This window comes from Acinetobacter sp. L-24, assembly GCF_056857555.1.
In genome coordinates, this window is sequence record NZ_JBSXNI010000024.1 from 43,767 (window position 1) to 67,666 (window position 23,900).

The 23,900-nt window shown below is 45.6% G+C and carries 18 protein-coding genes; 9 read left to right on the forward strand and 9 right to left on the reverse strand.

Features of this window, described 5'->3' with window-relative positions; all coding sequences use genetic code 11:
* From AC13CK_RS01870 to pnp, 4 genes are all read left to right on the forward strand, one after another.
* The gene (locus tag AC13CK_RS01870) at nucleotides 1–4,125 is read left to right on the forward strand and encodes a UvrD-helicase domain-containing protein (protein WP_482830899.1); all 4,125 of its coding nucleotides are present in this window, start codon (nucleotides 1–3) and stop codon (nucleotides 4,123–4,125) included.
* Between the two features lie 71 nt (nucleotides 4,126–4,196).
* A complete protein-coding gene (gene recD / locus AC13CK_RS01875; RefSeq protein WP_425879005.1) occupies nucleotides 4,197–5,978 on the forward strand; it encodes an exodeoxyribonuclease V subunit alpha in 1,782 nt (593 codons plus the stop codon).
* 891 nt (nucleotides 5,979–6,869) lie between these two features.
* A complete protein-coding gene (gene rpsO / locus AC13CK_RS01880; RefSeq protein ID WP_004278577.1) occupies nucleotides 6,870–7,139 on the forward strand; it encodes a 30S ribosomal protein S15 in 270 nt (89 codons plus the stop codon).
* A 260-nt stretch (nucleotides 7,140–7,399) separates the two neighbouring features.
* Nucleotides 7,400–9,487: a polyribonucleotide nucleotidyltransferase gene (gene pnp, locus AC13CK_RS01885; protein ID WP_425879270.1), complete on the forward strand. Its 2,088-nt coding sequence runs from the start codon at nucleotides 7,400–7,402 to the stop codon at nucleotides 9,485–9,487.
* Nucleotides 9,488–9,625: 138 nt separating this feature from the next.
* Here pnp and AC13CK_RS01890 read toward each other — a convergent pair whose 3' ends face one another.
* The 6 genes from AC13CK_RS01890 to AC13CK_RS01915 form a co-directional block, all read right to left on the reverse strand.
* Nucleotides 9,626–9,889: an HP1242/YdcH family protein gene (locus tag AC13CK_RS01890; RefSeq protein WP_004729352.1), complete on the reverse strand. Its 264-nt coding sequence runs from the start codon at nucleotides 9,887–9,889 to the stop codon at nucleotides 9,626–9,628.
* A gap of 89 nt (nucleotides 9,890–9,978) precedes the next feature.
* A complete protein-coding gene (locus AC13CK_RS01895; RefSeq protein WP_004278573.1) occupies nucleotides 9,979–10,308 on the reverse strand; it encodes a chaperone modulator CbpM in 330 nt (109 codons plus the stop codon).
* 484 nt (nucleotides 10,309–10,792) lie between these two features.
* Nucleotides 10,793–11,254 (reverse strand): DUF2147 domain-containing protein, encoded by a 462-nt coding sequence (locus tag AC13CK_RS01900; RefSeq protein WP_148334810.1) that lies wholly within the window; start codon nucleotides 11,252–11,254, stop codon nucleotides 10,793–10,795.
* A 322-nt stretch (nucleotides 11,255–11,576) separates the two neighbouring features.
* Complete coding sequence (gene hslO, locus AC13CK_RS01905) at nucleotides 11,577–12,452, reverse strand: Hsp33 family molecular chaperone HslO (RefSeq protein WP_004647344.1); 876 nt, start codon at nucleotides 12,450–12,452, stop codon at nucleotides 11,577–11,579.
* Nucleotides 12,453–12,502: 50 nt separating this feature from the next.
* Entirely contained in the window at nucleotides 12,503–14,356 is a 1,854-nt protein-coding gene (locus AC13CK_RS01910; protein ID WP_425879009.1) for a cation:proton antiporter domain-containing protein, read from the reverse strand.
* 75 nt (nucleotides 14,357–14,431) lie between these two features.
* Nucleotides 14,432–16,654, reverse strand: coding sequence for a primosomal protein N' (locus AC13CK_RS01915; RefSeq protein WP_425879011.1), 2,223 nt, complete (start codon nucleotides 16,652–16,654; stop codon nucleotides 14,432–14,434).
* A gap of 150 nt (nucleotides 16,655–16,804) precedes the next feature.
* Here AC13CK_RS01915 and gspF point away from each other — a divergent pair, with 150 nt between their 5' ends.
* The 3 genes from gspF to AC13CK_RS01930 all read left to right on the forward strand — a co-directional run bounded on the left by gspF (nucleotide 16,805) and on the right by AC13CK_RS01930 (nucleotide 19,144).
* Nucleotides 16,805–18,010, forward strand: a complete 1,206-nt coding sequence (gene gspF, locus AC13CK_RS01920; protein WP_044111782.1) for a type II secretion system inner membrane protein GspF — start codon at nucleotides 16,805–16,807, stop codon at nucleotides 18,008–18,010.
* Nucleotides 18,011–18,089: 79 nt separating this feature from the next.
* A complete protein-coding gene (gene gspG / locus AC13CK_RS01925; RefSeq protein ID WP_004278567.1) occupies nucleotides 18,090–18,524 on the forward strand; it encodes a type II secretion system major pseudopilin GspG in 435 nt (144 codons plus the stop codon).
* Between the two features lie 284 nt (nucleotides 18,525–18,808).
* Nucleotides 18,809–19,144 (forward strand): hypothetical protein, encoded by a 336-nt coding sequence (locus AC13CK_RS01930; RefSeq protein WP_180038604.1) that lies wholly within the window; start codon nucleotides 18,809–18,811, stop codon nucleotides 19,142–19,144.
* Nucleotides 19,145–19,288: 144 nt separating this feature from the next.
* Here the strand turns inward: AC13CK_RS01930 and lnt are convergent, their stop codons facing one another.
* On the reverse strand, nucleotides 19,289–20,848 hold the full coding sequence (lnt, locus tag AC13CK_RS01935) for an apolipoprotein N-acyltransferase (protein WP_425879014.1): 1,560 nt from the start codon (nucleotides 20,846–20,848) through the stop codon (nucleotides 19,289–19,291).
* Nucleotides 20,845–21,684 (reverse strand): HlyC/CorC family transporter, encoded by an 840-nt coding sequence (locus AC13CK_RS01940; protein WP_004278564.1) that lies wholly within the window; start codon nucleotides 21,682–21,684, stop codon nucleotides 20,845–20,847. The genes lnt and AC13CK_RS01940 overlap by 4 nt, the downstream gene beginning before the upstream one ends.
* 201 nt (nucleotides 21,685–21,885) lie before the next feature.
* Here AC13CK_RS01940 and tusA point away from each other — a divergent pair, with 201 nt between their 5' ends.
* Nucleotides 21,886–22,143 (forward strand): sulfurtransferase TusA, encoded by a 258-nt coding sequence (gene tusA, locus AC13CK_RS01945; protein WP_004278563.1) that lies wholly within the window; start codon nucleotides 21,886–21,888, stop codon nucleotides 22,141–22,143.
* Nucleotides 22,144–22,246: 103 nt separating this feature from the next.
* A complete protein-coding gene (locus AC13CK_RS01950; protein ID WP_425879016.1) occupies nucleotides 22,247–22,624 on the forward strand; it encodes a hypothetical protein in 378 nt (125 codons plus the stop codon).
* Between the two features lie 88 nt (nucleotides 22,625–22,712).
* Here the strand turns inward: AC13CK_RS01950 and AC13CK_RS01955 are convergent.
* The coding region (locus AC13CK_RS01955) for an electron transfer flavoprotein-ubiquinone oxidoreductase (protein ID WP_482830900.1) at nucleotides 22,713–23,900 on the reverse strand (1,188 nt) is incomplete at its 5' end.

The window sequence follows — 23,900 nt, forward strand, 5'->3', positions numbered from 1 at the left end:
ATGACTTTCTTAAAGCAGCAGATGCAAACAGCCATTTCCACCAATCCGATTCAGGACATGAAGTTCCGTGGCCTACACTGGATTGAAGCCTCGGCAGGCACCGGCAAGACCTATACGCTATCCAGTCTGATGGTGCGGATTTTTTTGGACCAGTATTATCCGCATCAGGTGATTGCGACGACATTTACCCGTAAGGCCACGGCTGAACTGAAAAACCGGGTACGGCTTCGCATCGAGGAAACGCTGGCTTATATCCAGCGTCATCAGCAGCTCAATTCAGTTGAAATCACAGCAAAAATCCAGAATGAAACCGATCCTTTATTTCAGCAGGTACTGAAAGATTATGGTTCACGGCTGGATTATGCCCGTCGCCGTTTACGTCTGGTGCTGAACCAGCTGGATGAACTGTTTGTTGGCACCCTGGACAGCTTTAGCCAGAAACTGTTACGTGAATTTGCATTTGAAAGTGGCAAGATTGAACGTGCAGAACTGACCGAAGATCAGGATCTGTATATCCAGCAGCTGATTCATGATGTGCTGCGTGACTGGATTCAGCAACAGCCGCAATATATGGTCAATCATCTGTATGTCCAGAATCTGCTGAAACCGGTGGAGCATTATACCGGGCTGGTGCGTGATGCCCTGAATTTCAGTAAGCAGCATTTTCGCAAGATCGAACCGGCTGAATGTGACCTGAACAAATTGGAAGCCTGTATTAGCCAATTATTAAATATTCAGGAGCATGATCTTGCCGTGATGCGGCGTTATTGTCAGGAAAGTCCGAAGTATTTTCACAAGAGTTTTTTGACCAAGTTAACCGAAATTTGTGAAAACTTTATGACCTGGAGCGCAGCCCTGAAAAATCAGGGTGGCATGAGTTTCTTTGATGCTGAATTGCAGCCGATTTTACTGAATCTGTGCCATTTGCGCCGCAAGAAAACCGATTTCCAGCCGACCACTCAGGTCTTTAACAAAAGCTGTCCGGATGCAGAGCAGCAGCTGATTTTGCAACATAGTCTGATCGTGGCAATTGATGCGCTGTGTGAGGTCAAACAGTATCTGGATGAGCAGCTGCAACAGCTTACGACCTATCTGGAATTTCATATTATTCAAAGTGTGCAGACCCGTTTGCCACAAACCTTGCAGCAGCAGGGTGAAACCACTTTTTCCCAGCAAATTCGTACATTGGCGGAAGCATTGCAAGGCCAGCAGGGACAGCGTTTTGCCCAGTTTGTACAGGCACGTTATCCGCTGATTCTGGTCGATGAATTTCAGGACACCAATCAGGATCAGGATGATTTGCTGGCCAAGATCTGGCGTGATGCCAACCGGGTGCAGTCCGGCTGCATGATTATGGTCGGTGATCCGAAACAGGCAATTTACGGTTTCCGTGGCGGCGATATGCTCACCTATAACAAGGCACATGCCGATGTGCTGCATAAACAGGGCCGCGAATATACCCTGATGCAGAACCATCGGTCAGTCAAACCGCTCGTAGAAGTGGTTGATGCACTGTTCCAGCGGCAAATGGATTTTGGCGAACAGGTGCAGTACACCCTGATTCAGGCCGGTAGTCGCCCGCATCCAGATCTGGTCGATATGGGCAGGATCAACCCGCAGCCCTTACGATGGATTCAGCTAGGTGAATCGGACCTGGAAGCAGACCAGGTGGCCTGGAAAATCCGTGCATTGCTGAATCAGTCTGCCCAGCAGCAACTGTACTTTCAGCAGCAAGAGCATCAGCAAAGCCTGAGCGCAGATGATATTGCCGTGTTGGGATTTGGGCATTTTGCTCTGGAACAGGTGAAGCAGCGTCTGCAGCGTATGGGCATTCCCTCCTATAAAGAATCCAAACAGAGCGTGTTCGCCAGTCCAATCGCTCAGGATGTCGCGGCAGTATTGACGGCGATCATGGATCCTTTCAATGAGGCCAAGGTCAAGCGGGCCTTGCTGACTCGTCTGTTGGGCTTCAATCTGAAAAAACTGATCGAATTACAGGAGCAGAGTGAAGGCCTCAGTCGCTATATTGCGGATCTGGATATAATTCGGGAAATGTGGTTTGAGAAAGGCTTTTTGACCGCCTGGAATTATGCACTGAATCTGTTTCAGGTCTGGACCAATCTGGTGGCCAGTCAAAGTCTGGACAATGAGCGGGTAGTGGTCAATCTACGCCATCTGACCGAGATGCTGAGCCAGCAGAGTGAATATTATCAGGGGGCGCAAAAACTCTATCACTGGTATTTGCGCCAGCTTCAGTCACCTTCAGGCAAGGACAGCGAAAAAGAACGCAAGCTGTCTGGGGATCATGGGGTGCAGCTGATGACCATTCATGCCTCCAAAGGGCTGGAATTTAAAGTGGTGTTTTTATTGGGAGCAGATGCTGCTTTTGATGTGAATAAAGGCAATCTGAATTTTTCCCTGTCTGCGTCTGAACAGGACAACATTCTGGAACAATCCCGGGTGATTGCAGTGAATCACAAGAATTTACATGAGCAGGCGATTCTGCAGAATGCAGCGCGTAATGCTGCCGAAAACCACCGACTCTGGTATGTGGCGCTGACCCGTGCCAGTCACCGGGTATATGCCATGCTGCAGGACCAGAACGCACAGTCTGATTCCGGGCTGGCCTTCTGGCGTGGTCAGGGAGATCAACTGTTTCAACATGCTTTAAGTCTGGTCGAGCAGCCGCTGTCTCAGGAACCACCGCGTCTGGTCGAGCAGTCGAGCCATCATCAGGTCGACATGCGGGCGCAACCTTTGCCAGAGCGGCAGTTTTATCCGCGAACCAAAACCAGTTTTACGGCTTTGTCACAGCATCAGCTACATGGACATATCTTGCAGGACGATCTGGTCATGGCTTCAGAACAGCCCGATAGTGCCGCCGATGAAATTCATTTTACCGGTCTGGAAGAACAGCCAGCAGCCGTGCCCTTAGACTGGATTAGGCTGAATTTTCCTAAAGGTACAGTGGCCGGAACTTTCTTGCACAGCATTTTTGAACATATCGATTTTCAGGACAGCAGTTACTGGAATCTGGAAATCCGGCGCCGTTTTAAAAATACCGCACCGCAAATCTGGCAGGAACTGAAAGAAAAATTTGAACAGGCTTTTCATATACGTAGTGTACTGGAACAGGCCTTTTCCCTGCATTATCAGGCCGCTGTGGTGAATCTGCGAACCCTGTTTCAGGCCACAGCTCAGGCAGATTTCAAAGCCGAGGAATTGCGTCATAGTATGCAGCGCGTATTGTCCAGCCTGAACTATAAGTTATTGACCGGAATTCGCCTGCATGACCAAAGCAAAGCTTATCGCCAGCAATGGCAGCAGCTGTTTCACTCGGCACAACAGCTCGATCGTTCGGGTCTGCTAGAATTTTTAGGTCAGTTTCAGGTGTATTTCGATGGGCTGGAGGATGACGCCTTTATCCAGTTTTTTGAACAGGAAGTGGCCCAGCTCACACGCTCTGCAAGCACTGAATCGCTGAATGTGGACAGTATTTTCCAGACTGCTTTTGATGGCTTGTTGGACGAGATTACAGAAGATATTTTGCTGAACCTGATGCATGACTGGGTACATGACATTCTGGCCACTCCGATTCAGGTAGATTTTGCTTTGGCGCAGCTGGAGGCTAAACAGTATCTGTCAGAATTTCCTTTTTATCTGTCCTTGACCGATGCCCCTTTGCAGATTCGGCAAATCCATCAGCTTTTTCTCGGACATGACATAGTCATGAGCGATTTTAATGAGGCCAAATCGGCGCGATATCTGACCGGTTCCATCGATCTGGTGTATTTCGATGGCCAGCGCTACCATATTGCCGATTATAAAAGTAACTTCCTCGGCCCTGATCAGCAGCACTATAGTGCTGAGGCGATTCAGCAGAATATGAGCCAGTCCAGTTACTGGTTGCAGGCCGCTTTGTATCTGGTGGGGCTGCATCGTTATCTGAGTGCCAATATGCAGGGTTATTCGATCACACAGCATCTGGGCGGCGCAACCTATTTGTATTTGCGCGGGATGAATGGACAGGTCCAGCAAGGGGCTTATCATTGGCAACCGAGCCTGGAATTCATAGAAAAACTGGATCAAATACTGGGCTATTTTGAGCAGAAAAAATCAGCATGATTTTGCAGTTTTATAATATATATAGAGATTAAACAGAAAATTATCCTGTGGATAACTTTGAGGATAACTGTGTGGAAAATGAGCAGAATCACGTGTCGCAGCAAGACTCCAATTTAATGGCCTGGATTGACTATTTGTGTCAGCCGCCGTTTAGTACGGCTACATTTGATCCGGCAGCAAAATTCTTGATTCAGCAACTGCTTGAGGCGATACAGGCAGGGGATAGCTGTATCGAGGTTGATCCTCAGCAGGTTGCCCTATTACATAATCTGGTTCTAGATCGCCGTCAGCAAAGTACAGGAATTGCACCATTTATTTGTGCAGATCAGCATTTATATCTGTATCGCTATTGGCAACTGGAACAGGCAGTAGCCTCACATATTGCTCGGATTAAAGCCCAACCGGTTGCCGCTATTGATTTATCCGAACGTGATCGCAATTTATTGTCAGATCCACAGCAAAAATTGGCACTGGAAATGGTTGCGCGGCAGGCGCTGAATATTATTAGCGGCGGTCCGGGTACCGGTAAAACCTATACCTTGGCGCATATGATTGCGGTCCTGCATGAAGCCTTGCCAAATATCCGGATTGCCATGGCAGCACCTACCGGAAAGGCCGCACAGCGCATGAAAGAAGCACTGCAAAAAGCCTTGCACAGTGAAGCGTTACAACAGTTTGAGCTAGAACAATTAAAACAGTTACAACCGGTCACCCTGCATCGCTTATTGGGTCTGGGCACTCGCGGACAGCCACGCTTTCATGCCAAGCAGCCTCTGCCTTATGATGTGATCGTGGTCGACGAAGCCTCGATGCTGGATTTAAACCTGTCACAGATGTTACTGGCCTCCGTACCGTCTCATGCACGGCTGATTTTACTCGGTGATGCAGATCAGCTGGCCTCTGTGGATGTGGGAACGGTATTGGCAGATTTACAGCAAGTAGCGACTCTGGAAGATAACCGGGTCAATTTAATCACCACACGACGTTTTGCGACTGGGGCCAAGATTGGCGCAATGGCGGAGTTTATCCAGCAGAATCATGAGCCTTCTCACGTCTTGCAGAAATTTGAGCAACAGATTCTAGCAGCCAGTGAGTTACAGGCGATCGATTTGGATCAGGTTGAGATCGACCATTTGCAGCTGCAGTACCTGCTCGCTGGCGCCGAACAGACCGCGCATAACTTGAATCAGTATTATGACCAGCTGATGTATGGTTATCAGGCTTATATACAGGCCATAAAAACAGAACGAAACTCAGCTGATTTTGAGCAGTATGTGCAACAGGTAGTCAAAACTTTTGATGATTACCGGATTTTAACAGCAATCCGTTCTGGTGATTTGGGTCTGATCAAGATCAACCTGCAGATTGAGCAACGCTTTTTAGCAGCCCAAGGGCAGTTGAAACAGGGCGACTGGTATGTCGGACGCCCCGTCATGATGAGTTATAACGACTATCAGTTGGGGCTGTCCAATGGTGATATTGGCATCTGTTTTTTACGTGAACAGTCTGGTCAGCGTCAGTTTGAAGTGTATTTTCCGAGTCTGGAAAAATGGGTATTAGCCACCCGTTTACCTAAAAGCATTGAAACTGCTTTTGCGCTAACCATTCACAAATCTCAAGGTTCAGAGTTTGCCCATACGGCAGTGGTGCTGGATCAATATGCAAAAAATTTATTGAGCAAAGAGTTGATTTATACTGCAATTACTCGAGCCAAAAAAGTGGTCAGTTTATTGGTAGATTATGATGCTTTTACACAAGCACTTTGTGTCAGAACCATCCGGAAAAGTGGTTTGAGCCAAAAAATCATTGAAAAATCTAGTAATTTAATTGGCAAAAATAATCAAATCTTGTAGGTAAAAGCTTACAAGGATTCAGGAAATTGACGCATAGAGCTTTTGCTCGGTTTTTGAGAAGATTGGTTCTACAAAATAACTCAACACGGAAAGTTGAGCATAATCGTATAATGATAATAATAATGTCGGTAGACAGCGAACTTACAGTGAAGTAAGTGAAAGAGGAAACTTACAGCCGCTAAGCCTTGTAGTTTTGGGAGAGACTACAAGGCTTTTTTATATCCTGATTTTTTATAGGAATCTTGCTGGATTTTTATCCTAATTTCTTAGCAAAATTTTTCAGCCCTAGCCAGTAAACTTAAGTAAATAGCGTTAAATAAAACGAGAGCTGTGTAACATTATGCAAATTTTTACCCTATGATGTACGAAATGGCTTACAGTAAAATGAGGCAAATACCTCTAGTTGTCTGGTGGGAATGTGGCAAAATCTACCACACAAGGAAGATGATTTTTCAACAGGATGTTTGAAAATAATAATAAGCGTAAAACGCCATAATAATACAATAAATAATAATGATAAGAGAAAGAACTACAGCGCCAAAAAGCCCGAGTTTACTCGGGCTTTTTTTTATCCATTTTATGGAGAGCAGCGGAAGATTCACGCGAGCTAAAGGGTTTGTTGGCTTTTCAAAGGAATTTCTATATTTAATTCATTCTGGATTTATTTCACTAAAATAATGCAAAACCCGAATCTTTGGGGGACAAGAGTCATCGGATCTGAACTGCATCAATGAGCGACCAAAGCCATGCAAAAATCTGGATCTATTTTTGCAATTTGATGCGTTTTCCCTTAAAATATGCAACTTGCTGTAGTGATGCACGGCAGTCAAGGTTTTGAATTCTCATCACTTTGATTTTTATCAAAATATATAAGCATCTCGGAGAAATCGAATGGCTTTAACTAACGCAGATCGCGCAGAGATCATGGCTAAATTCGCTCGCGCTGAAAACGACACTGGTTCACCAGAAGTTCAAGTAGCTCTTTTAACTGCTCAAATCAATGACTTACAAGGTCACTTTAAAGAGCATAAACACGACCACCATAGCCGTCGCGGTTTGATCCGTATGGTTAACCAACGTCGTAAGCTTCTTGACTACCTAAATGGTAAAGACCACGGTCGTTATGTAGCATTGATCGGTGCTTTAGGTTTACGTCGTTAATTCGATTTAAACTTTATTTTCGGGTTTATTGCATGCTTTGTGCTGTATTGCTGAAAACTAAAGTTGGCTTGGCTTATGGCTAGGTCTGTGGAAGGGGCGAATATTTCGCTCCTTCTTTGTGTTTAAAAATAGTATTTAATCTGGTGAGGTCGGCTTCTAAGCTTTGTCATTTACTCGCCCATATGGTCATGAATGCCAAACCTTAGGGGTCTCCACTAGAATAATTGTTCACAAGAACTAGGAAAAAATAAAACATGTCAATGTTTAATATTATTCGTAAAGAATTCCAATTCGGTCAGCACAACGTTATCTTGGAAACAGGTCGTGTTGCCCGTCAGGCAAACACTGTTGTGATCACCATGGGCGGCGTACAAGTACTTGTTGCTGTTGTGGCACAACCTAAAGCAAAAGCAGGTCAAGACTTCTTCCCATTGACTGTAAACTATCAAGAAAAGCAATATGCTGCTGGTCGTATCCCGGGTGGTTATGGCAAGCGTGAAGGCCGTCAGTCTGAAGCTGAAACTTTGATTTCACGTCTGATTGACCGTCCAATTCGTCCGTTGTTCCCGGAAGGTTACTTCAACGAAATTCAAGTAACAGCTACTGTTATTTCTTCTGATAAAACCATGGATGCTGACATTGCTGCAATGTTGGGTACTTCAGCTGCATTGTCTATTGCTGGTACACCTTTCCGTGGTCCGATTGGTGGCGCGCGCGTTGGTTTAATCAACGGTGAATACATCCTGAACCCAACCCTTGAACAACTTAAAGAGTCTGATCTTGATCTTGTTGTTGCGGGTACTGAAACTGCAGTATTGATGGTTGAATCTGAAGCGAAAGAACTTTCAGAAGACCAAATGCTGGGCGCTGTATTGTTCGGTCATGACGAAATGCAAATTGCGATCCAGGCGATCAAAGAATTTGCTGCAGCTGCAGGCGCGGTTGAATCAACTTGGGTTGCTCCAGTTAAAAACGAAGAACTTCTTGGTAAATTGAAAGAAGCATTCGAAGCGAAAATCTCTGAAGCTTACACGATTGCAGTTAAGCAAGACCGTTATGCGGCACTTGACGCGCTTTATGCAGAAGCAGTTGCACAGTTCGTTCCTGAAAATGACGAAACTGGCATTGCAGAAGAAGTAAATGAGCTGTTCGAAGACCTTAAATACCGTACCGTTCGTGACAACATCCTGTCTGGTAAGCCACGTATCGATGGTCGTGATACCAAAACTGTTCGTGCAATCGACGTACAAGTAGGCGTATTGGATCGTGCACACGGTTCAGCATTGTTCACACGTGGTGAAACTCAGGCCTTGGTCACAACGACTTTGGGTAATACACGTGATGCGTTGATGGTTGATACCCTTGCAGGTACAAAAACTGACAACTTCATGTTGCACTACAACTTCCCTGCATACTCTGTAGGTGAAACAGGTCGTGAATCTGGTCCTAAGCGTCGTGAGATTGGTCACGGTCGTTTGGCACGTCGTGGTGTTCAAGCAGTTCTTCCTGCGGCTGATCGCTTCCCGTACGTGATCCGTATCGTTTCTGACATCACTGAATCAAACGGTTCGTCTTCAATGGCGTCTGTATGTGGTGCTTCATTATCATTGATGGATGCTGGTGTTCCACTTAAAGCGCCAGTTGCAGGTATTGCGATGGGTCTAGTGAAAGAAGGCGAGCGTTTCGCAGTTCTTTCTGACATCTTGGGTGATGAAGATCACTTGGGCGACATGGACTTTAAAGTAGCGGGTTCTGCAAACGGTATTACTGCGCTACAAATGGACATAAAGATCGAAGGCATCACTGAAGAGATCATGGAATCTGCATTGAACCAGGCTTATGCGGGTCGTATGCACATCTTGAATGAGATGAACCAGGTGATTTCACGTGCGCGTCCTGAAATTTCGATGCACGCACCGACATTCCAGGTGATCAACATCAACCCGGATAAAATCCGTGATGTGATCGGTAAAGGCGGCGCGACCATTCGTGCAATTACTGAAGAAACTAAAGCGGCGATTGATATCGAAGATAACGGTACAGTTCGCGTATTTGGTGAAACTAAAGCGGCTGCGCAAGCTGCAGTTGCCAAGATTCAGGCACTTACGGCTGAAATCGAGCCAGGTACAATTTATACAGGTAAAGTGATTCGTATTGTTGAATTCGGTGCGTTCGTAAATATCCTGCCAGGTACTGATGGCTTACTTCACATCTCTCAAATCTCAAACGAACGCATTGCGAACGTGGCAGATGTATTGAAAGAAGGTCAGGAAGTAAAAGTACAGGTTGCGGATGTTGATAACCGTGGCCGTATTAAATTAACGATGAAAGACATCGAACAAGTTTAATTCTTAAAAGTATTCACATGGGAAAACTCGTGTGAATAACAATAAAAAAGCCCTGAGCTTGGTCAAAGTGTTTACTTTGGCTGGCTTAGGGCTTTTTTTATGCGTCAGTATTGGTCTGAATGTGGTGTCCAGTTGATCTCAGGTCAAGGGGTCCGCTTCAGAGCTTTTTAACAAACGATAAATTTCATCTTTTAATTTCAGTTTTTTACGCTTGATCGCCTCAATATCATTGTTGATATGATTGACTGGATCAAGTTCAAGCTGGCTGATTTCTTTGTCCAACTCGTTATGTTCCTCGAATAACTTGGCAAAATAGGGATTTTCCTCGCGAAGTTGCACAATCAAGTCGCGGTATTCGGGAAACATGTATTTGATTTTCTTATTGCAATCTTTGGTTTTCATAGGGATTCTTATACTCTAATCATAAAATTAAATATAAATATGTTCTGATCTGCACTTGAAAATGCAGATCGACAGAACATGAAAAGGATTTACTTGAAGTGCAAGTGTTTGACCTCGCGGCGTAACTCCTGCACCTCATCAATGAGGTCCAGCATCATGGCAACGGCGCTAAATGAGGCATCAAAATCGCGTTGCAGGCGATAGGCGCGTTGTGCACGCGAGATATCTTCGCCGAGGAAAGTGCTGGTCGGGGTTGTGGAACGATTGGGTAAAATTCCATGTTCAATTAACTGCATGACCCATTCCGGGCTTTGTCCACACGCTTCTGCAAAGTGGATCAAGTCAAATGAACGATCGTCCATAATTTCTGAGGGGGTATAACCGTGGGAAAAACTTTCTTGATACTGAATCGTAGTCATGGGTCTACTCCTTAAACAGCCAAGTGTGCAAAATCCGGAGAAAGGAAAGGTGCTAAAATAGAACGCTTTCCAATCCTTGGACATGCAGACTCAGAGTGATGACTCAAATGATCATGAGTGAAGAGTCGGGATGTGCTGGTAGTCGATGAATCAGTCGGTCTGACCGGATCTTTATCAGCAGCATGCGAGGCAAAGAAGGTTAAAGCTGAAGTGGTTTTTATAATTTTATGTGTTATCGACAAAGCGTATTCAATCACTTTCCTGTGTTGAATAGAGGGTGCCATATCAGGGCTGCAAAGCAGACCAAAGGGCAAAATTGAACGAGGCTGAAGATTGATCATCATAAATGGATAAAAAATAACCGTCTTCGATCCATTATTATGACTTTAGCTGTCCCAAAACAGTTTTTATTTGTACCTTATTGTTTCAAATCATGACAAAGAAAAAAGCCCCAAATACAGGGGCTTTGAAAATCTTTCTGAAATTAATATTTTACCCAGGTGACACTGCGGCCAATCACTGATACCCCCACATAACCACGTAAGGTCAGACGTTTGCCATTAGCACTTAAGCGTGCTTTGCCCTTATAAACTTTGCCACTGATCGGATCAAGTACTTTGCCATCATGGTATTCACGTGGCTTTTTCGGATCTGCCTTAAAATCCCAGATAAATGGCAGGCCTAGAAAAGGCTTGTTCTTGAGCTGACCTGGACATTTATGACAGATCCCCATTTTTTCTGCGCCAGGCAAGCTGCGTGTTTCGACAATTACCCCTTCATAACTACCATCTGCTTTCTTGCGAATTTCCACATCCGCACGAGAATAGCCCGATTGATCATCGATGGTTTTCCATTTACCCAATAATGGATCTTCATAGGCAAAGGCCAAGCTAGAAACTGCGATTAAACTCATCCCCATTACTAGAGTATTCAATAATTTTCTCATAACATACCTGTTAAATTGATGATGTATTCATTTTAGAATTATTGCTCTAATCTATTTTAAAAGCATAATTAAATCAAGAGTATAAACTGTGCAGTTTTTCTCATAATTTTTTGAAAATGATGAATATTTAGGTTTTGTTAATGTGAATAATCTTATAATTTAACTGGAATTTTTGGATTGGATTTACAGGAGAGTTTGATTCAGGGGGTAGACAGGTTTTCTACTGTAGGAGAATACGCTCTGTTGAACTCAGTCCCATAGGTTTTAAAATATAAAAAAAAGCATTCCTAGGAATGCTTTTAAACTTAAGGATTAGAACTGCTTAGCTCAGGTGTTTACCAAATAGACCCAAGGCTTCTTCAGCGGTAAAAGTATATTGGCTATTACAGAACTGACAGTCCATTTCGATCGGATTCTGAAATTCCAGCGTTTCACGGATCGACTCTACGCCGATTTGCTGTAAAGCGACTGCACAACGCTCTTTAGAGCAGGTACAGCCAAACTTCAACACTTCCGTATCTGGCAGACGCACTTCTTCTTCGTTATATAAACGGTACAGAATATCAGTAGCTTGCAAACCGACTAACTCTTCAGTTTTCAGGGTCTCTGTGAGCATGGTCAGACGTGGCCATAGGTCTTCATCTACCCGGCGTTGTTCTTCTTCACTATTACGTGGCAACAACTGAATCAGTAAACCACCTGCACGCTGATGGTCACTTGCCAGTACAATACGCGTCGGAATCTGTGCAGAAAGGTCATAATATTGCATCAGACAGCCCGCCAGATTTTCTTTATCAAGGGGTACAATTCCCTGATAACGCTCACCAAATTCTGGTTCGATATTGATGAACAGCACCGGAGAGGTGAGTGATTTCAACACTGTACTACTGTCTTCACCGACCAGAAAGTGCGGATCTTCTTCATAGTCAGCCAGAGCGCGAACTTCACCCAAATGGTTACATTCAGCCATAGCCCATTTAAATGTGCCCGATGCCTGAATTTGCAGGCTGATACGCCCTTTAATCTTCAATGTGCTGGCCAGCAGTGCAGTGGCACTGAGCATTTCACCTAGCAGGATTTTAACTGCAGGGGCATAGTCACGTTGCGCTAAAATGGTTTGTAAAGCTTCTTCAAGATGCACCACTTCACCACGAACAGGGCTATCTTCAATAAAAAAGCGTTGGCGTAAATCAGACATAAAATTCTCCATAACCCTGCTTTAATGGTGTCATTATTGTAAAACACAAGTTATGACAGTTCATCTCTTAACGTATCAATTCCTGCGCCGTTTGTATCCTGTTGCTGCTGTGTAGCTTGTTTTTGCGCTTTATGGCGTTGATCCTGGGCAAACAGATGCTCCAGTTCGGCTAAACTGCTCCGCTGATTTTCATAATTTGGATGTTCATCCGGATCCAGATGATATTGGCTGTTGAGCAGTTTTTCATCCTGTTCGCGGAAGTTTTGAATCTGTTGCTGGCTATTTTCGAGGTCAGGATTGAGCTGGTTTAGTAAGGCCTGACTGAGTTCCAAAGCTGAAAGATAAGTTTCACGCCAGATGTGTTTCACGCCCAAATCCTGCAATAAATGCACATGATGCCGGTCACGGGCACGTATCCATAAACAGGTTTCAGGATAATTCAGCCGCAGATGCCGCACGATCAGCATCGAGTCTTCAATATCATCAATCGCCACAATCACCTGTTGCGCTGTAGCAATGCCGGTCTGTATCAAGGCTTCCGGTTCTGTTGCATCCGCCTGATAGAAAGGGATGTCGTACTGCGCCAGAAGTTCAGTGGCTGGCAAATTGCTGTCCATGACACTAAAAGCGTGTTGCTGCTGCAGTAAAATCCGGGCAATAATCTGTCCGAAGCGGCCAAAGCCAATCAGCAGAATCGGTGTACTGGTTTGAGGATTGAGATCGGTTTCAAAGGTTGCCGCCAGATGATTGTGGTGATCCAGACGCGGTAAGATCTGGCTATGCAATAACCAATAAAATGCGGGGGTCAGCAGCAAGGAAAAACTCACCATCCAAAGCAAGGGGGACAGTAGATTGGCCGTAATAATCTGGTCGGATACCGCAATCACCAGTGCCAGTAAGGCAAACTCGCCGCCTTGCGCCAGACTGGCTGCCAGCAGAGTACTATTGCGCCAGCTATTTTGATGATAACGCGCCAATGCCAGGTTGATTGCAAACTTGACCAAGATTAAAGTGAGGGTGCCGCCGAGAATGATCCAGGGGAAATTGCGTAGATCAGCTAAGTGCAGTGACATGCCCAGACTGATGAATGCCAGGCCCATCAACAAGCCCTGAAAAGGCCGAATCGTGCTTTCTACTGCAGGCCGGAAATCTGAATCTGCCAGTAAAATTCCGGCAAATAAAGCACCGAGAAATAGATTTAGGCCGAGGGTATTCATCAATACTAATAATGCCAGGGTCACCGCAATCGCCACAACCGCATGCAATTCGTGACTGCCACTTTTAGCAATCCAGCGATACAACGGCTGCATCAGGTAACGATTACACAGGAACAGACCGCTCAACGTCGCGATGAGGGCAGCAAAGTAGGCCACCCCATGTTCAGTCGAGCGAATCCCGGCAAATAGGGGAATAGCTGCAATCACCAGAATGGCCAACAGGGAATGAACCAGCAGGATCGAATAGGCTTGCTGACCATAACTGGTGGCGAACTGTTCCTGATGATTGAGATGTTGAATCACCAGAGTCATGGCAGACAAACTGCCGGCGAGTCCAATTACAATGCTGGCGAGTAGGCTTTGCTGAAGGAAAACCCAGGCCATGAGCGTGAAAATCAGGGTGCTGATTAGTACCTGTAAAGCAGCCATCATCCACAGGGAGGGATTAATCTGCACAATGCGTTGTGGTCTGAGTTGCAGGCCGATCCAGAACAACAATGCCATCAGGCTGACTTGCATGAAACTACTCATGACTTCGGGTGCCTGAATCAGATGCAAAAGGCTTGGACTTAAGATGATCCCTGTTAACAGATAGCCCAACACACTTGGCAACCTGAGCCTTTTACTCAGTGGCACCATCAACAGTGCAATGACCAGAACCAGTGTTATTTGTAACAGTATCGACATTTTCCTGCCCTAAATTTATTCTTGATCCAGACTGGGAGTCTTGTATTCCAGACCGATCCTCAGGCGCAATATCTTTTAGCTCAGTTCCTGAGGGTCGATGTCCAGCGTGAGCTTCATGCTAGAAGGTTTGTCATGCAGCATGTTTTGCCACCAGCTGCGCGCATAGTAATGCAAACGTGGACGATCCGCTGACAATAGCACCATATGCGACTGATAGCGCCCCGCCTTGCGTTCCATTGGCGCAGGAATCGGTCCCCAGATGTCCAGCGCCAGATCAGGATATTGCCTGAGTGCGGCCGCATGTTTCTGTAAGAATTCGGTATTTTGTGCCTGATCCTTGGATTCACAGCGAATCAGGATGGCATAACGGTAGGGCGGCATTCTGGCCATCTGCCGTTCTTTTAAGGTTTGCTGGGCAAATACGCGATAATTTTCATTGACCAGGGTATTCAGCAGGGCATGATCAGGTCTGAGGGTCTGCAGATAAACATCGCCTTTATGTTCACCACGTCCGGCACGGCCAGCCACTTGCACGATCAGTTGCGCAGTCCGTTCAGTAGCACGGAAGTCCACACTCAGCAGACCGGAATCAATATCCAGAATCGCCACCAGCGTCACATAAGGAAAATGATGCCCCTTGGCCAGCATCTGGGTGCCGAGTAGAATCGCCGGTTCGCTTTTCTGAATCTTGTCATAGATTTTTTGCCAGCTGCCGACCCGACTGGTGGAATCGCGATCGACCCGAATCACCTCAAAATCCGGAAATAGCTCATTTAAATGTTCTTCGACTTTGCCGGTGCCCATACCCAGTGTAACCAGTTCCTGATGCTGACATTGCGGGCAGTGTTCCGGCATACGGTGAATAGTACCGCAGTGATGGCAATGCAGATGCTGATAAGGCTGACGGTGTACAGTGAAGTTGGCATCACAGTGCGGACATTGCGCCTGCCAGCCACAGCTGCCACAAAGCAGGACGGGGGCATAGCCACGGCGGTTTAAAAAAATCAGTACCTGTTCCTTTTTCTCTAGGCGCTTTTTGATGTCCTGAATCAATTGCAGGCTAATCCCATGCTTTTTTTGCGCAACTTTTAAATCCAGAATATGGATTTTGGGCATCAAGGCCGTGCCGGCACGCTGGTTCAGCTCCAGTGCCTGCATCTTGCCATGTTGCACCAGCGCATAACTGTCAATGCTTGGTGTGGCTGACCCTAAGATTACCGGACATTGCTGTAAATGGCCGCGGTACAGGGCGACATCGCGGGCATGATAGCGGAAGCCTTCCTGCTGTTTAAAGGACAGGTCATGTTCTTCATCCAGAATGATCAGGCCCAGATTCGGCATCGGGGTATAAATGGCAGAACGTGTACCGAGTACGATTGAGGCTTTGCCGGTTTCTGCCGACTGCCAGGCTTGTAGCCGTTTGGAATCATTCAGCCCGGAATGCAGCAACGCAATATGGCAATGAAAACGGGACTGAAAACGGCTGATGGTTTGCGGCGTCAGGCCGATTTCCGGCACCAGCACCAGCACCTGTTTGCCCTGTTTCAGTACCTGTTCCATGATCTGCAAATACACTTCAGTTTTACCGCTGCCGGTCAGACCATCCAGTAAAAAAGCCTGATATTGATTGCGATATTTTAATACCTGTTCGACTGCATGTTTTTGTTCAGGATTGGCAGTAAGCGGCATTTGTGCCAGCTGCATCGGCTGCGGATTGAAATCTTGTGGTTCCAGCACACAGGCGCAAATCTCTTTTTTCTCCAGCGCTTTTAAGGTCGCGGTTTCAATCCCGGCCATGTTCAGCACATTTTCAGTGGTCCCGACCGGATGCAGTTTTAAAATCCGGTAAGCTTCCTGCTGCTTGTCCGAACGGCGTACTTTGGCCTCGGCATCAGGGGCCAGTAATTTCCAGGTACGGGCCAGCAGGTTATAAGGCTTACCCTGACGCAACAGAGTCGGCAGGGCACTGTGGACGACTTCACCGATCGGAAACTGGTAATACTGCGCTGACCATGTCAACAAACTTAAAACTTTGGCATCTATAATGGCGCGTTCATCGAGCAGTTCGGTTACTGCCTTAAGCTTAAAGCGTGGGTCGAGAGGAGTGTCTGCAGGCAGTTTTTCGATAATCACCCCGACCAGATTCTGCCGACCAAACGATACCAGTACACGTGCGCCAATCTGCGCCTGTTCAAATTGTTCTGCACTCATTGTGTAATCAAAACAATCAAATACATGTACAGGTACAGCAACGCGTACGCGATAAAGTAGACTGGAATCGGTGTGAGAATTTTGCATATCTTGGGGTGGAGATCCTGAAGAAATTTCGTCGTGCTTAAAGTTCGATTATGTTAGAGTGAGCAGATAATTTATATCAAAGAATATGAATGATTTCGGTGGTCTGACGCAACAGCGTTAAGCAAAATTTTGGAAAATTAGAGCATTACAATGCCTGCATATCAGTTTATTGCGCTTGATGCTTCAGGAAAGCAGCAAAAAGGCGTGCTGGAGGGGGATTCTGCACGTCAGATCCGGCAACAATTACGGGATAAAGCACTTATTCCGGTCTCTGTTGATCCTGTCGAAAAAAAAGATCAACATCATCGTCGAAAATGGTTTGAAAAAAGCATCACCGCCTATGATCTGGCTCTGATGACCCGGCAATTATCCGTGCTGGTCGCTGCTGCGATTCCACTGGAAGAAGCGATTCGTGCCGTCGGCAAGCAAAGTGAAAAAGTACATGTACAAAACCTGCTGATGTCAGTGCGCTCCAAAGTGCTGGAAGGGCATAGTCTGGCGCAGGGCTTGCAACAATCCGGACGTTTTCCTGAACTGTATATTGCCACAATTGCCGCCGGTGAACGTTCCGGACATCTGGACCTGATTCTGGATCAGTTGGCTGACTATACCGAAAACCGGTTTGCCATGCAGAAAAAAATTCAGGGTGCAATGGTCTATCCGATTATCCTGATGCTGATGTCCTTTGCGATTGTGATGGGGCTGATGACCTATGTGGTGCCAGATATCGTCAAGACCTTTGACCAGAGTAAAGATGCCTTGCCGTGGATTACCGTGGCCTTGATGAAAGCCAGTGATTTTATCCGCATTGCTTGGCCATTTTTATTGATTGGTGGTGCTTTGGGGATTTTCCTGTTGGTCCGGTTTTTAAGAACCACCGCCGGGCATTATGCCTTTGACCGTCTGACCTTAAAATTACCTTTATTCGGCAAATTGTCACGCGGGATTAATGCCGCACGTTTTGCCAGTACCTTATCCATTTTGACCCAGTCTGGCGTGCCGCTGGTCGATGCACTGCGGATTGGTGCCGCAGTCAGTAACAACTGGGTGATCCGGGATTCTGTCAATCTGGCAGCGGAAAAAGTCACTGAAGGTGGCAACCTGGCAACCCAACTGGAACGCAGTGGTTATTTCCCGCCGATGATGGTACAAATGATCAAAAGTGGTGAAGCGTCTGGTGAACTGGACCGCATGTTGGAACGTGCTTCACAAATGCAGGATCGCGAAGTGACCACCCTGATTTCAACTTTACTGGCCTTGCTGGAACCTTTAATGCTGGTGTTGATGGCCAGTATTGTTCTGGTCATTGTGATAGCAGTGATGCTGCCAATTGTGAACATGAATAATATGATTTAAACAGAAACCAGTTAGAATTTTGTTGTGATCAAGATTCAAGTGGAAATTCTGAATGATGCAAATAAATGAGAGAGATTGAATGAAAAGGAATCAATTAAATAAACAGACGGGCTTTACCTTAATCGAAGTCATGGTGGTGATTGTAATTCTCGGTGTGCTTGCTGCGCTGATCGTTCCGAACGTGATGGGACGTGGTGAAAAGGCCAAAGTCGATACCACCGTGATCAAGTTACAAAGCATTGCAGGTTCACTGGATCAATACAAGCTGGACAATGGCAAGTATCCAAGTATGCAGGAAGGTGGTCTGGATGCACTGGTGAATCAGCCAGCGACTGCAAAAAACTGGGTGCCGGGCGGTTATGTCAAAGGCGGTTTTCCAAAAGACAGCTGGGATAATGAACTGCAATATGTGATTCCGGGCACCGATGGTCGAAGCTTCGATCTGTATTCATTTGGTGCAGATGGTCAATCGGGTGGTGAAGGAACAGATGCCGATATTTATTATCAGCCTTAATTGAGAATCATTATAAATTCTCGATAGATGGCATATATCACTTCACTTAATAGGCTATTTCAATACGAAGTGAAGTGATAATAACTCTTAATTATTAAATATAATGTAAGTTAATGATATTTATAATAATGAAATAATAAAATTGATATGCGAGTTATAATAAGAATTATTCCCATATTTATCTATTACAATTCTCGTAAAATATGAATAAACATACACTTTCTATTTATTTAAAAAAGCTCATAATGATCTGAATGGCACTTGACTCGCCAACGGAGAAGCACATGAAAGCATTTATCTTGGGAGATGAAATCAATCAATTTCATTGGTCGATGCTGAAATCTGTTCTTCTGGTTTTAAGCATGCTGCCGATCAGTCAGGGAATCGTCCATTTATGGCAGAGCACCGAAGGCAGCAGCCAGATTATGGTGGCTTTCTTTGCTATCAGCTTGATGAGCAGTTTATTGGCCCTGTGTTTCTGGTCAGCATTAAACGCGAGTGTAATCCGCATTCAAGCCGAACAAGGTTCAGCATTTGAGCAGACACTGGTTAAGCTCTATCGTCATGTACCAATGCTGTCTCTTGCCAGTATGTTGTGTTATCTGGCTATACAGTTTTAAGTTTTAAAGAGATAAAAAACCGAGGCATTGACCTCGGTTTTTTATTACCTTGAGTGTTCCTCCCTTTAGTAAAGGGAGGCTAGGAGGGATTGATAAGGTGCTATATTCAGGAATCCCCCTTTGTAAAAGGTGGACTTGAGGAGCTTATCTTCTCGATTTAAAACTGACATCCACTTTACGTGGGCGAAAGCGCCATCCCATAAGCAAAAGCAGAACCGAGAAGATCATGACCGGCCAATCGCTGAGTTTCATATACGGGGTTTCGCCTTGCATGGCTGGAAGTTCACCACGTAATATCGCTTCCTGATCCATCGGCGCTTTTTTCACGATATGGCCATTATGGTCAATAAAGGCGGTCACACCGGTATTGGTGGCGCGGATAAACCAGCGGCCATTTTCTTTAGCACGCATTTGCACCATCTGCAGATGCTGTAATGGTCCTGCCGTGCCGGTAAACCAGGCATCATTAGACACGGTCACCAGAAAATCGCTTTGGCTGGCATTGCGACGGGTCAAATTCGGATAGGCCACTTCATAGCAAATTGCAGAACCCAATAGATGATTTTTTACATTCAATGGTTTTTGGTCATGTGCACCACGAGAGAAACCACTCATCGAAGGGTCATTCTGCAATGCGGGCAATACCCAGCTCAGCCAGCCTGACAAGGGAATATATTCACCAAAAGGAACCAGTCGCTGTTTCTTGTACAGCCCATCAGAATCATCGCCGCTGGCCATAATACTGTTGTAATATTTAGGATAACCCGCCGCTTGCGATTCTGCTAAATCCCAATACGGAATGCCGGTCACCCAGGCAGTGCCTGATTTTTCAGCCTGGACTTTCATGGCTTCCAGAAAGGCTTCAATGTCGGTCTGGAACATGGGAATCGAAGATTCCGGCCAGACGATCAGATCACGGCCCCATTCGGTCTTGCTCAGATTGGCATAAATCAATAAGGTCTTCACCTGATATTCAGTCAGCCATTTCAGGTCTTGCGGAATATTGCCCTGAATCAGGGAAACCGTTAAAGGTTTTTGATCTTTTTCCTCAACAAACGTCAGTTGTGCTGCGCCCCAGGCACCGAGTAGTAAAACTGCCGAAGGAATGGCCCAGAACAGACGCCTATTCAGGATTTCAACCAGCGCACAGGCCAGAATAATCACCACGAAAGATACCCCGAACACCCCGAATAAGGGCGCATAAGCATCCAGGTAGCGTTCGGTAAAGGCATAGCCAGCGAATAGCCATGGGAATCCGGTAAAGACCCAAGTCTTGGACCATTCAAACAGCACCCACAGCGGGGCAAAGGTTAAAGGAGTTTCCGGGAAAAAGCGGCGATAGACAAACGTTTGCACTGCACTAAACAGACCCATCACCAGTGCCATAATCAGGATCATCACGACGCTGAGAAATGCACTGGTATCGCCATAGACATGAATCGAGGTATACAGCCAGAATGCGCCGACAAACCACAAGCCAATCCCGTAAGCCCAGCCAATGCCAAAGGCCTGTTTTGCGCTACGTCCGCGCAGGCAAGCATAGAGCAGTGCTGGAGACAGAATCGCCAGCCACCAGTAATGATAGGGAGCCAGTGCCAAACTAAAGATGGTACCTGCAAATAAGGCAATTAAAACAGGATAGATCAGCGGCAAGGTTTTTTGCTGTTGAGACGAACTCAACAGCTTATCGAAATACGCTCTCATTGGCGCACGGCTCGAATTAGATGAATCGAGCGTGAATCTGCTTCAAGAATGGTAAATTGCCAGTTTTCCAGTTCAATGGTTTGACCTTCAAGATCACTCACCAGACCAATTTCCTGTAATAACAAGCCACCCATGGTTTCCACTTCATCATCAGGGAAAGTCGCATCCAGCATATTATTGAAATACTCAATCGGGGTGAGCGCTTGTACCACCCAGGTATTGGCCGTAGTTGGATCATTGTCCGGAACAATGTAGTATGCTTCTTCATCAGCATTGTCATGTTCATCTTCAATTTCACCGACAATTTCTTCCAGAATATCTTCCAGTGTCACCAGACCCGAAGTCGTACCGTATTCATCAATCACCACCGCAATATGCGTTTGGGTATTCTTTAACATGCGCAGCACCTGATCGGAGCGGGCACTTTCCGGAACAAACAAAGGTTGACGCATGAGCGCGCGAATATCGACCTTGGCCGTCGGTTCAGTCAGAAAAGGCAATAAATCCTTGGCCAATAGAATGCCGACTACATTATCGGTCTGATCGGATGAAAATACCGGAAAACGTGAATGCGCAGACTCGACCAGTACATGCAGGATATCCAGCAGCTGGTCATCTTCCTGCAAGCTGATCATGGACGTGCGAGGCGTCATGACTTCACGAATTTTGGTTGCCGGGAGGTCAAGAACGCCCTCAAGCATGGCAACAGTATCGGGTTCTAAAAATCGACGTGAATCTTGTACTAATTTTAGCAGTTCGTCGCGAGTTTCGGGTGCAGTTCCCAGCCATTTGCGTAAGCCGCGCATACCCCACGACGGGCCTGATTCCTCGTGCATGATTTTTCCTGAAGACTCTTAATATCTAAAAAAACGTGGTTTTATCATACCGCAGAAAATACGCTTGTCTATTGTAAATATGATGCAGAGTCTTGATCATACGAGTCAGGCCTAATTTTGGAACTGGCCACGTATGCAAAGCAGCAATGTAATCGTAGCTTTATGCTAAAATATGGCGGTCTTTCCATCCTGAGTCTATCGATGTCCCCAACTGAAATTATTCCAAGTCTGCAATTGAATACCCGAGGTTTACGTTGTCCTGAGCCAGTGATGATGTTGCATCAGGCGATCCGTAAATCTAAGGCAGGTGATGTGGTTGAGGTGTTTGCCACGGATAATTCAACGTCGTGGGATATTCCAAAATTCTGTATGCATTTGGGGCATGAGTTGCTATTGCAGGAAGAACGTCTGGATGAAAATGGTAATAAAGAATTTCATTATTTAGTGAAGAAAGGCTAATAAATGAAAAAAATGCATAACTTTAAAGTTATGCATCTTAGTTTAATTAAAAAAATAAAGTATGGTAAATGCTATAATTTTGAAAAGTTGAAAATTATTAATAATGGAAAAATTAAAATACTTAATAGGAATATTTTTCCTTTTACTTGTTAATGTTACTGCCCGAGCTGAAGAAGTTTATGCAGTATCTGAGAATATTCGAGATTTAGATAATATAGAAAATCGTATTTTTAGAGATATAGATTTAATGATTTTTTTGCCCTCTGAAAATGAATGGAAAGCTCTACAAGGAATTGAATATTTATATTGCTCTGTAGTGGCTGATATTTTAGATGATAGAGACAATGCTAAGATTTTTTATAAAGATGGAATGGATTTTTTAGATTTTCATGCTAAAGAATTTGTAAGTGATAAATCTTCAATCAAACGTTCGATGATTTTAGAGATACCTATGTATCAGTTGGACCTACTAGACACTTAGTAGCTTTAAAATTTAGGTCTTCGTATGAAAGACATTGTAAAAAATAAACCCGCTTTAAAGCGGGTTTATTTTTATCTCATATGAGAGATTACATATTTGGATAGTTCGGACCACCGCCACCTTCCGGTGTCACCCAGGTGATGTTCTGGGAAGGGTCCTTAATGTCACAGGTCTTGCAGTGCACACAGTTGGCTGCATTGATCTGGAAGCGTTTCGAACCGTCATTATTTTCCATGATTTCATAAACACCCGCCGGGCAGTAACGCTGCGCAGGCTCATCCCATTTCGGCAGATTCACTTCAACCGGAATGGACGGGTCAGTCAGTTTCAAATGTGCTGGCTGGTTCTCTTCATGGACCGTATTCGAGACAAACACTGAAGACAGACGGTCAAAGGTCAGTTTGCCATCCGGTTTTGGATAGTTCGGCTTGAAGCTTTCAGCTGCCTGGGTTTTTAGCGCCGCATGGTCCTGAACCAGATCATGCAAGGTGAAAGGTACTTTAAACACGTTCTGATCGATGAAGTTAAACGCGCCACCGATCCATTGACCGAATTTGTGCATTGCCGGGCCAAAGTTACGCGAGTTGTATAACTCTTCTTTTAACCAGCTGTTGTTGAACTTGTCGGTATAAGCGGTCAGTTCCTTAACAAAGAAATCTTCGCCTTCCACTACACGTGCCACCGCCAGATCACCGCCTTTTTCTACACCGGCAGCAATCGCTTCAAAGACCGCTTCACCGCAGAGCATGCCGGATTTCATTGCAGTGTGTGAGCCTTTGATCTTGGCAAAGTTCAGGAAGCCGGCATCATCCCCAATTAAAGAGCCACCCGGGAAGGTGAATTTTGGTAATGAGTTAAAACCACCTTTGGTCACAGCACGCGCACCATAAGAAATACGCTTACCGCCTTCCAGATACTGCTTGATCAGCGGATGGGTTTTCCAGCGCTGCATTTCCATGAATGGATACATATGCGGGTTGGTGTAAGACAGATCCACGATCATGCCCAAGGTCACCTGGTTATTCTCAGCATGGTACAACCACCAGCCACCTGAAGAACCGGTTTCAGAAAGTGGCCAACCGGCACCATGCATCACCAGACCCGGTTTGTGCTTGGCAGGATCGATTTCCCACAACTCTTTAATGCCGATACCGTAGTGTTGCGGATCAGCGTCCTTGTCCAGGTTGAACTTCTGGATCAGACGTTTACCTAAGTGACCACGACAGCCTTCAGCGAAAATTGTGTATTTGGCATGCAGTTCATAACCCGGGGTAAA

Excerpts from the sequence above, each read along its gene's own strand:
- AC13CK_RS01915 (WP_425879011.1), bottom strand. The coding sequence starts at position 16,654 with ATGCAAAATTCTCACACCGATTCCAGTCTACTTTATCGCGTACGCGTT.
- lnt (WP_425879014.1), bottom strand. The coding sequence starts at position 20,848 with ATGAGAGCGTATTTCGATAAGCTGTTGAGTTCGTCTCAACAGCAAAAA.
- AC13CK_RS01900 (WP_148334810.1), bottom strand. The coding sequence starts at position 11,254 with ATGAGAAAATTATTGAATACTCTAGTAATGGGGATGAGTTTAATCGCA.
- AC13CK_RS01890 (WP_004729352.1), bottom strand. The coding sequence starts at position 9,889 with ATGAAAACCAAAGATTGCAATAAGAAAATCAAATACATGTTTCCCGAA.
- hslO (WP_004647344.1), bottom strand. The coding sequence starts at position 12,452 with ATGTCTGATTTACGCCAACGCTTTTTTATTGAAGATAGCCCTGTTCGT.
- tusA (WP_004278563.1), top strand. The coding sequence starts at position 21,886 with ATGTCCCCAACTGAAATTATTCCAAGTCTGCAATTGAATACCCGAGGT.
- AC13CK_RS01870 (WP_482830899.1), top strand. The coding sequence starts at position 1 with ATGACTTTCTTAAAGCAGCAGATGCAAACAGCCATTTCCACCAATCCG.
- AC13CK_RS01930 (WP_180038604.1), top strand. The coding sequence starts at position 18,809 with ATGAAAGCATTTATCTTGGGAGATGAAATCAATCAATTTCATTGGTCG.
- rpsO (WP_004278577.1), top strand. The coding sequence starts at position 6,870 with ATGGCTTTAACTAACGCAGATCGCGCAGAGATCATGGCTAAATTCGCT.
- pnp (WP_425879270.1), top strand. The coding sequence starts at position 7,400 with ATGTTTAATATTATTCGTAAAGAATTCCAATTCGGTCAGCACAACGTT.
- AC13CK_RS01910 (WP_425879009.1), bottom strand. The coding sequence starts at position 14,356 with ATGTCGATACTGTTACAAATAACACTGGTTCTGGTCATTGCACTGTTG.
- AC13CK_RS01895 (WP_004278573.1), bottom strand. The coding sequence starts at position 10,308 with ATGACTACGATTCAGTATCAAGAAAGTTTTTCCCACGGTTATACCCCC.
- gspG (WP_004278567.1), top strand. The coding sequence starts at position 18,090 with ATGAAAAGGAATCAATTAAATAAACAGACGGGCTTTACCTTAATCGAA.
- AC13CK_RS01940 (WP_004278564.1), bottom strand. The coding sequence starts at position 21,684 with ATGCACGAGGAATCAGGCCCGTCGTGGGGTATGCGCGGCTTACGCAAA.
- gspF (WP_044111782.1), top strand. The coding sequence starts at position 16,805 with ATGCCTGCATATCAGTTTATTGCGCTTGATGCTTCAGGAAAGCAGCAA.
- AC13CK_RS01950 (WP_425879016.1), top strand. The coding sequence starts at position 22,247 with ATGGAAAAATTAAAATACTTAATAGGAATATTTTTCCTTTTACTTGTT.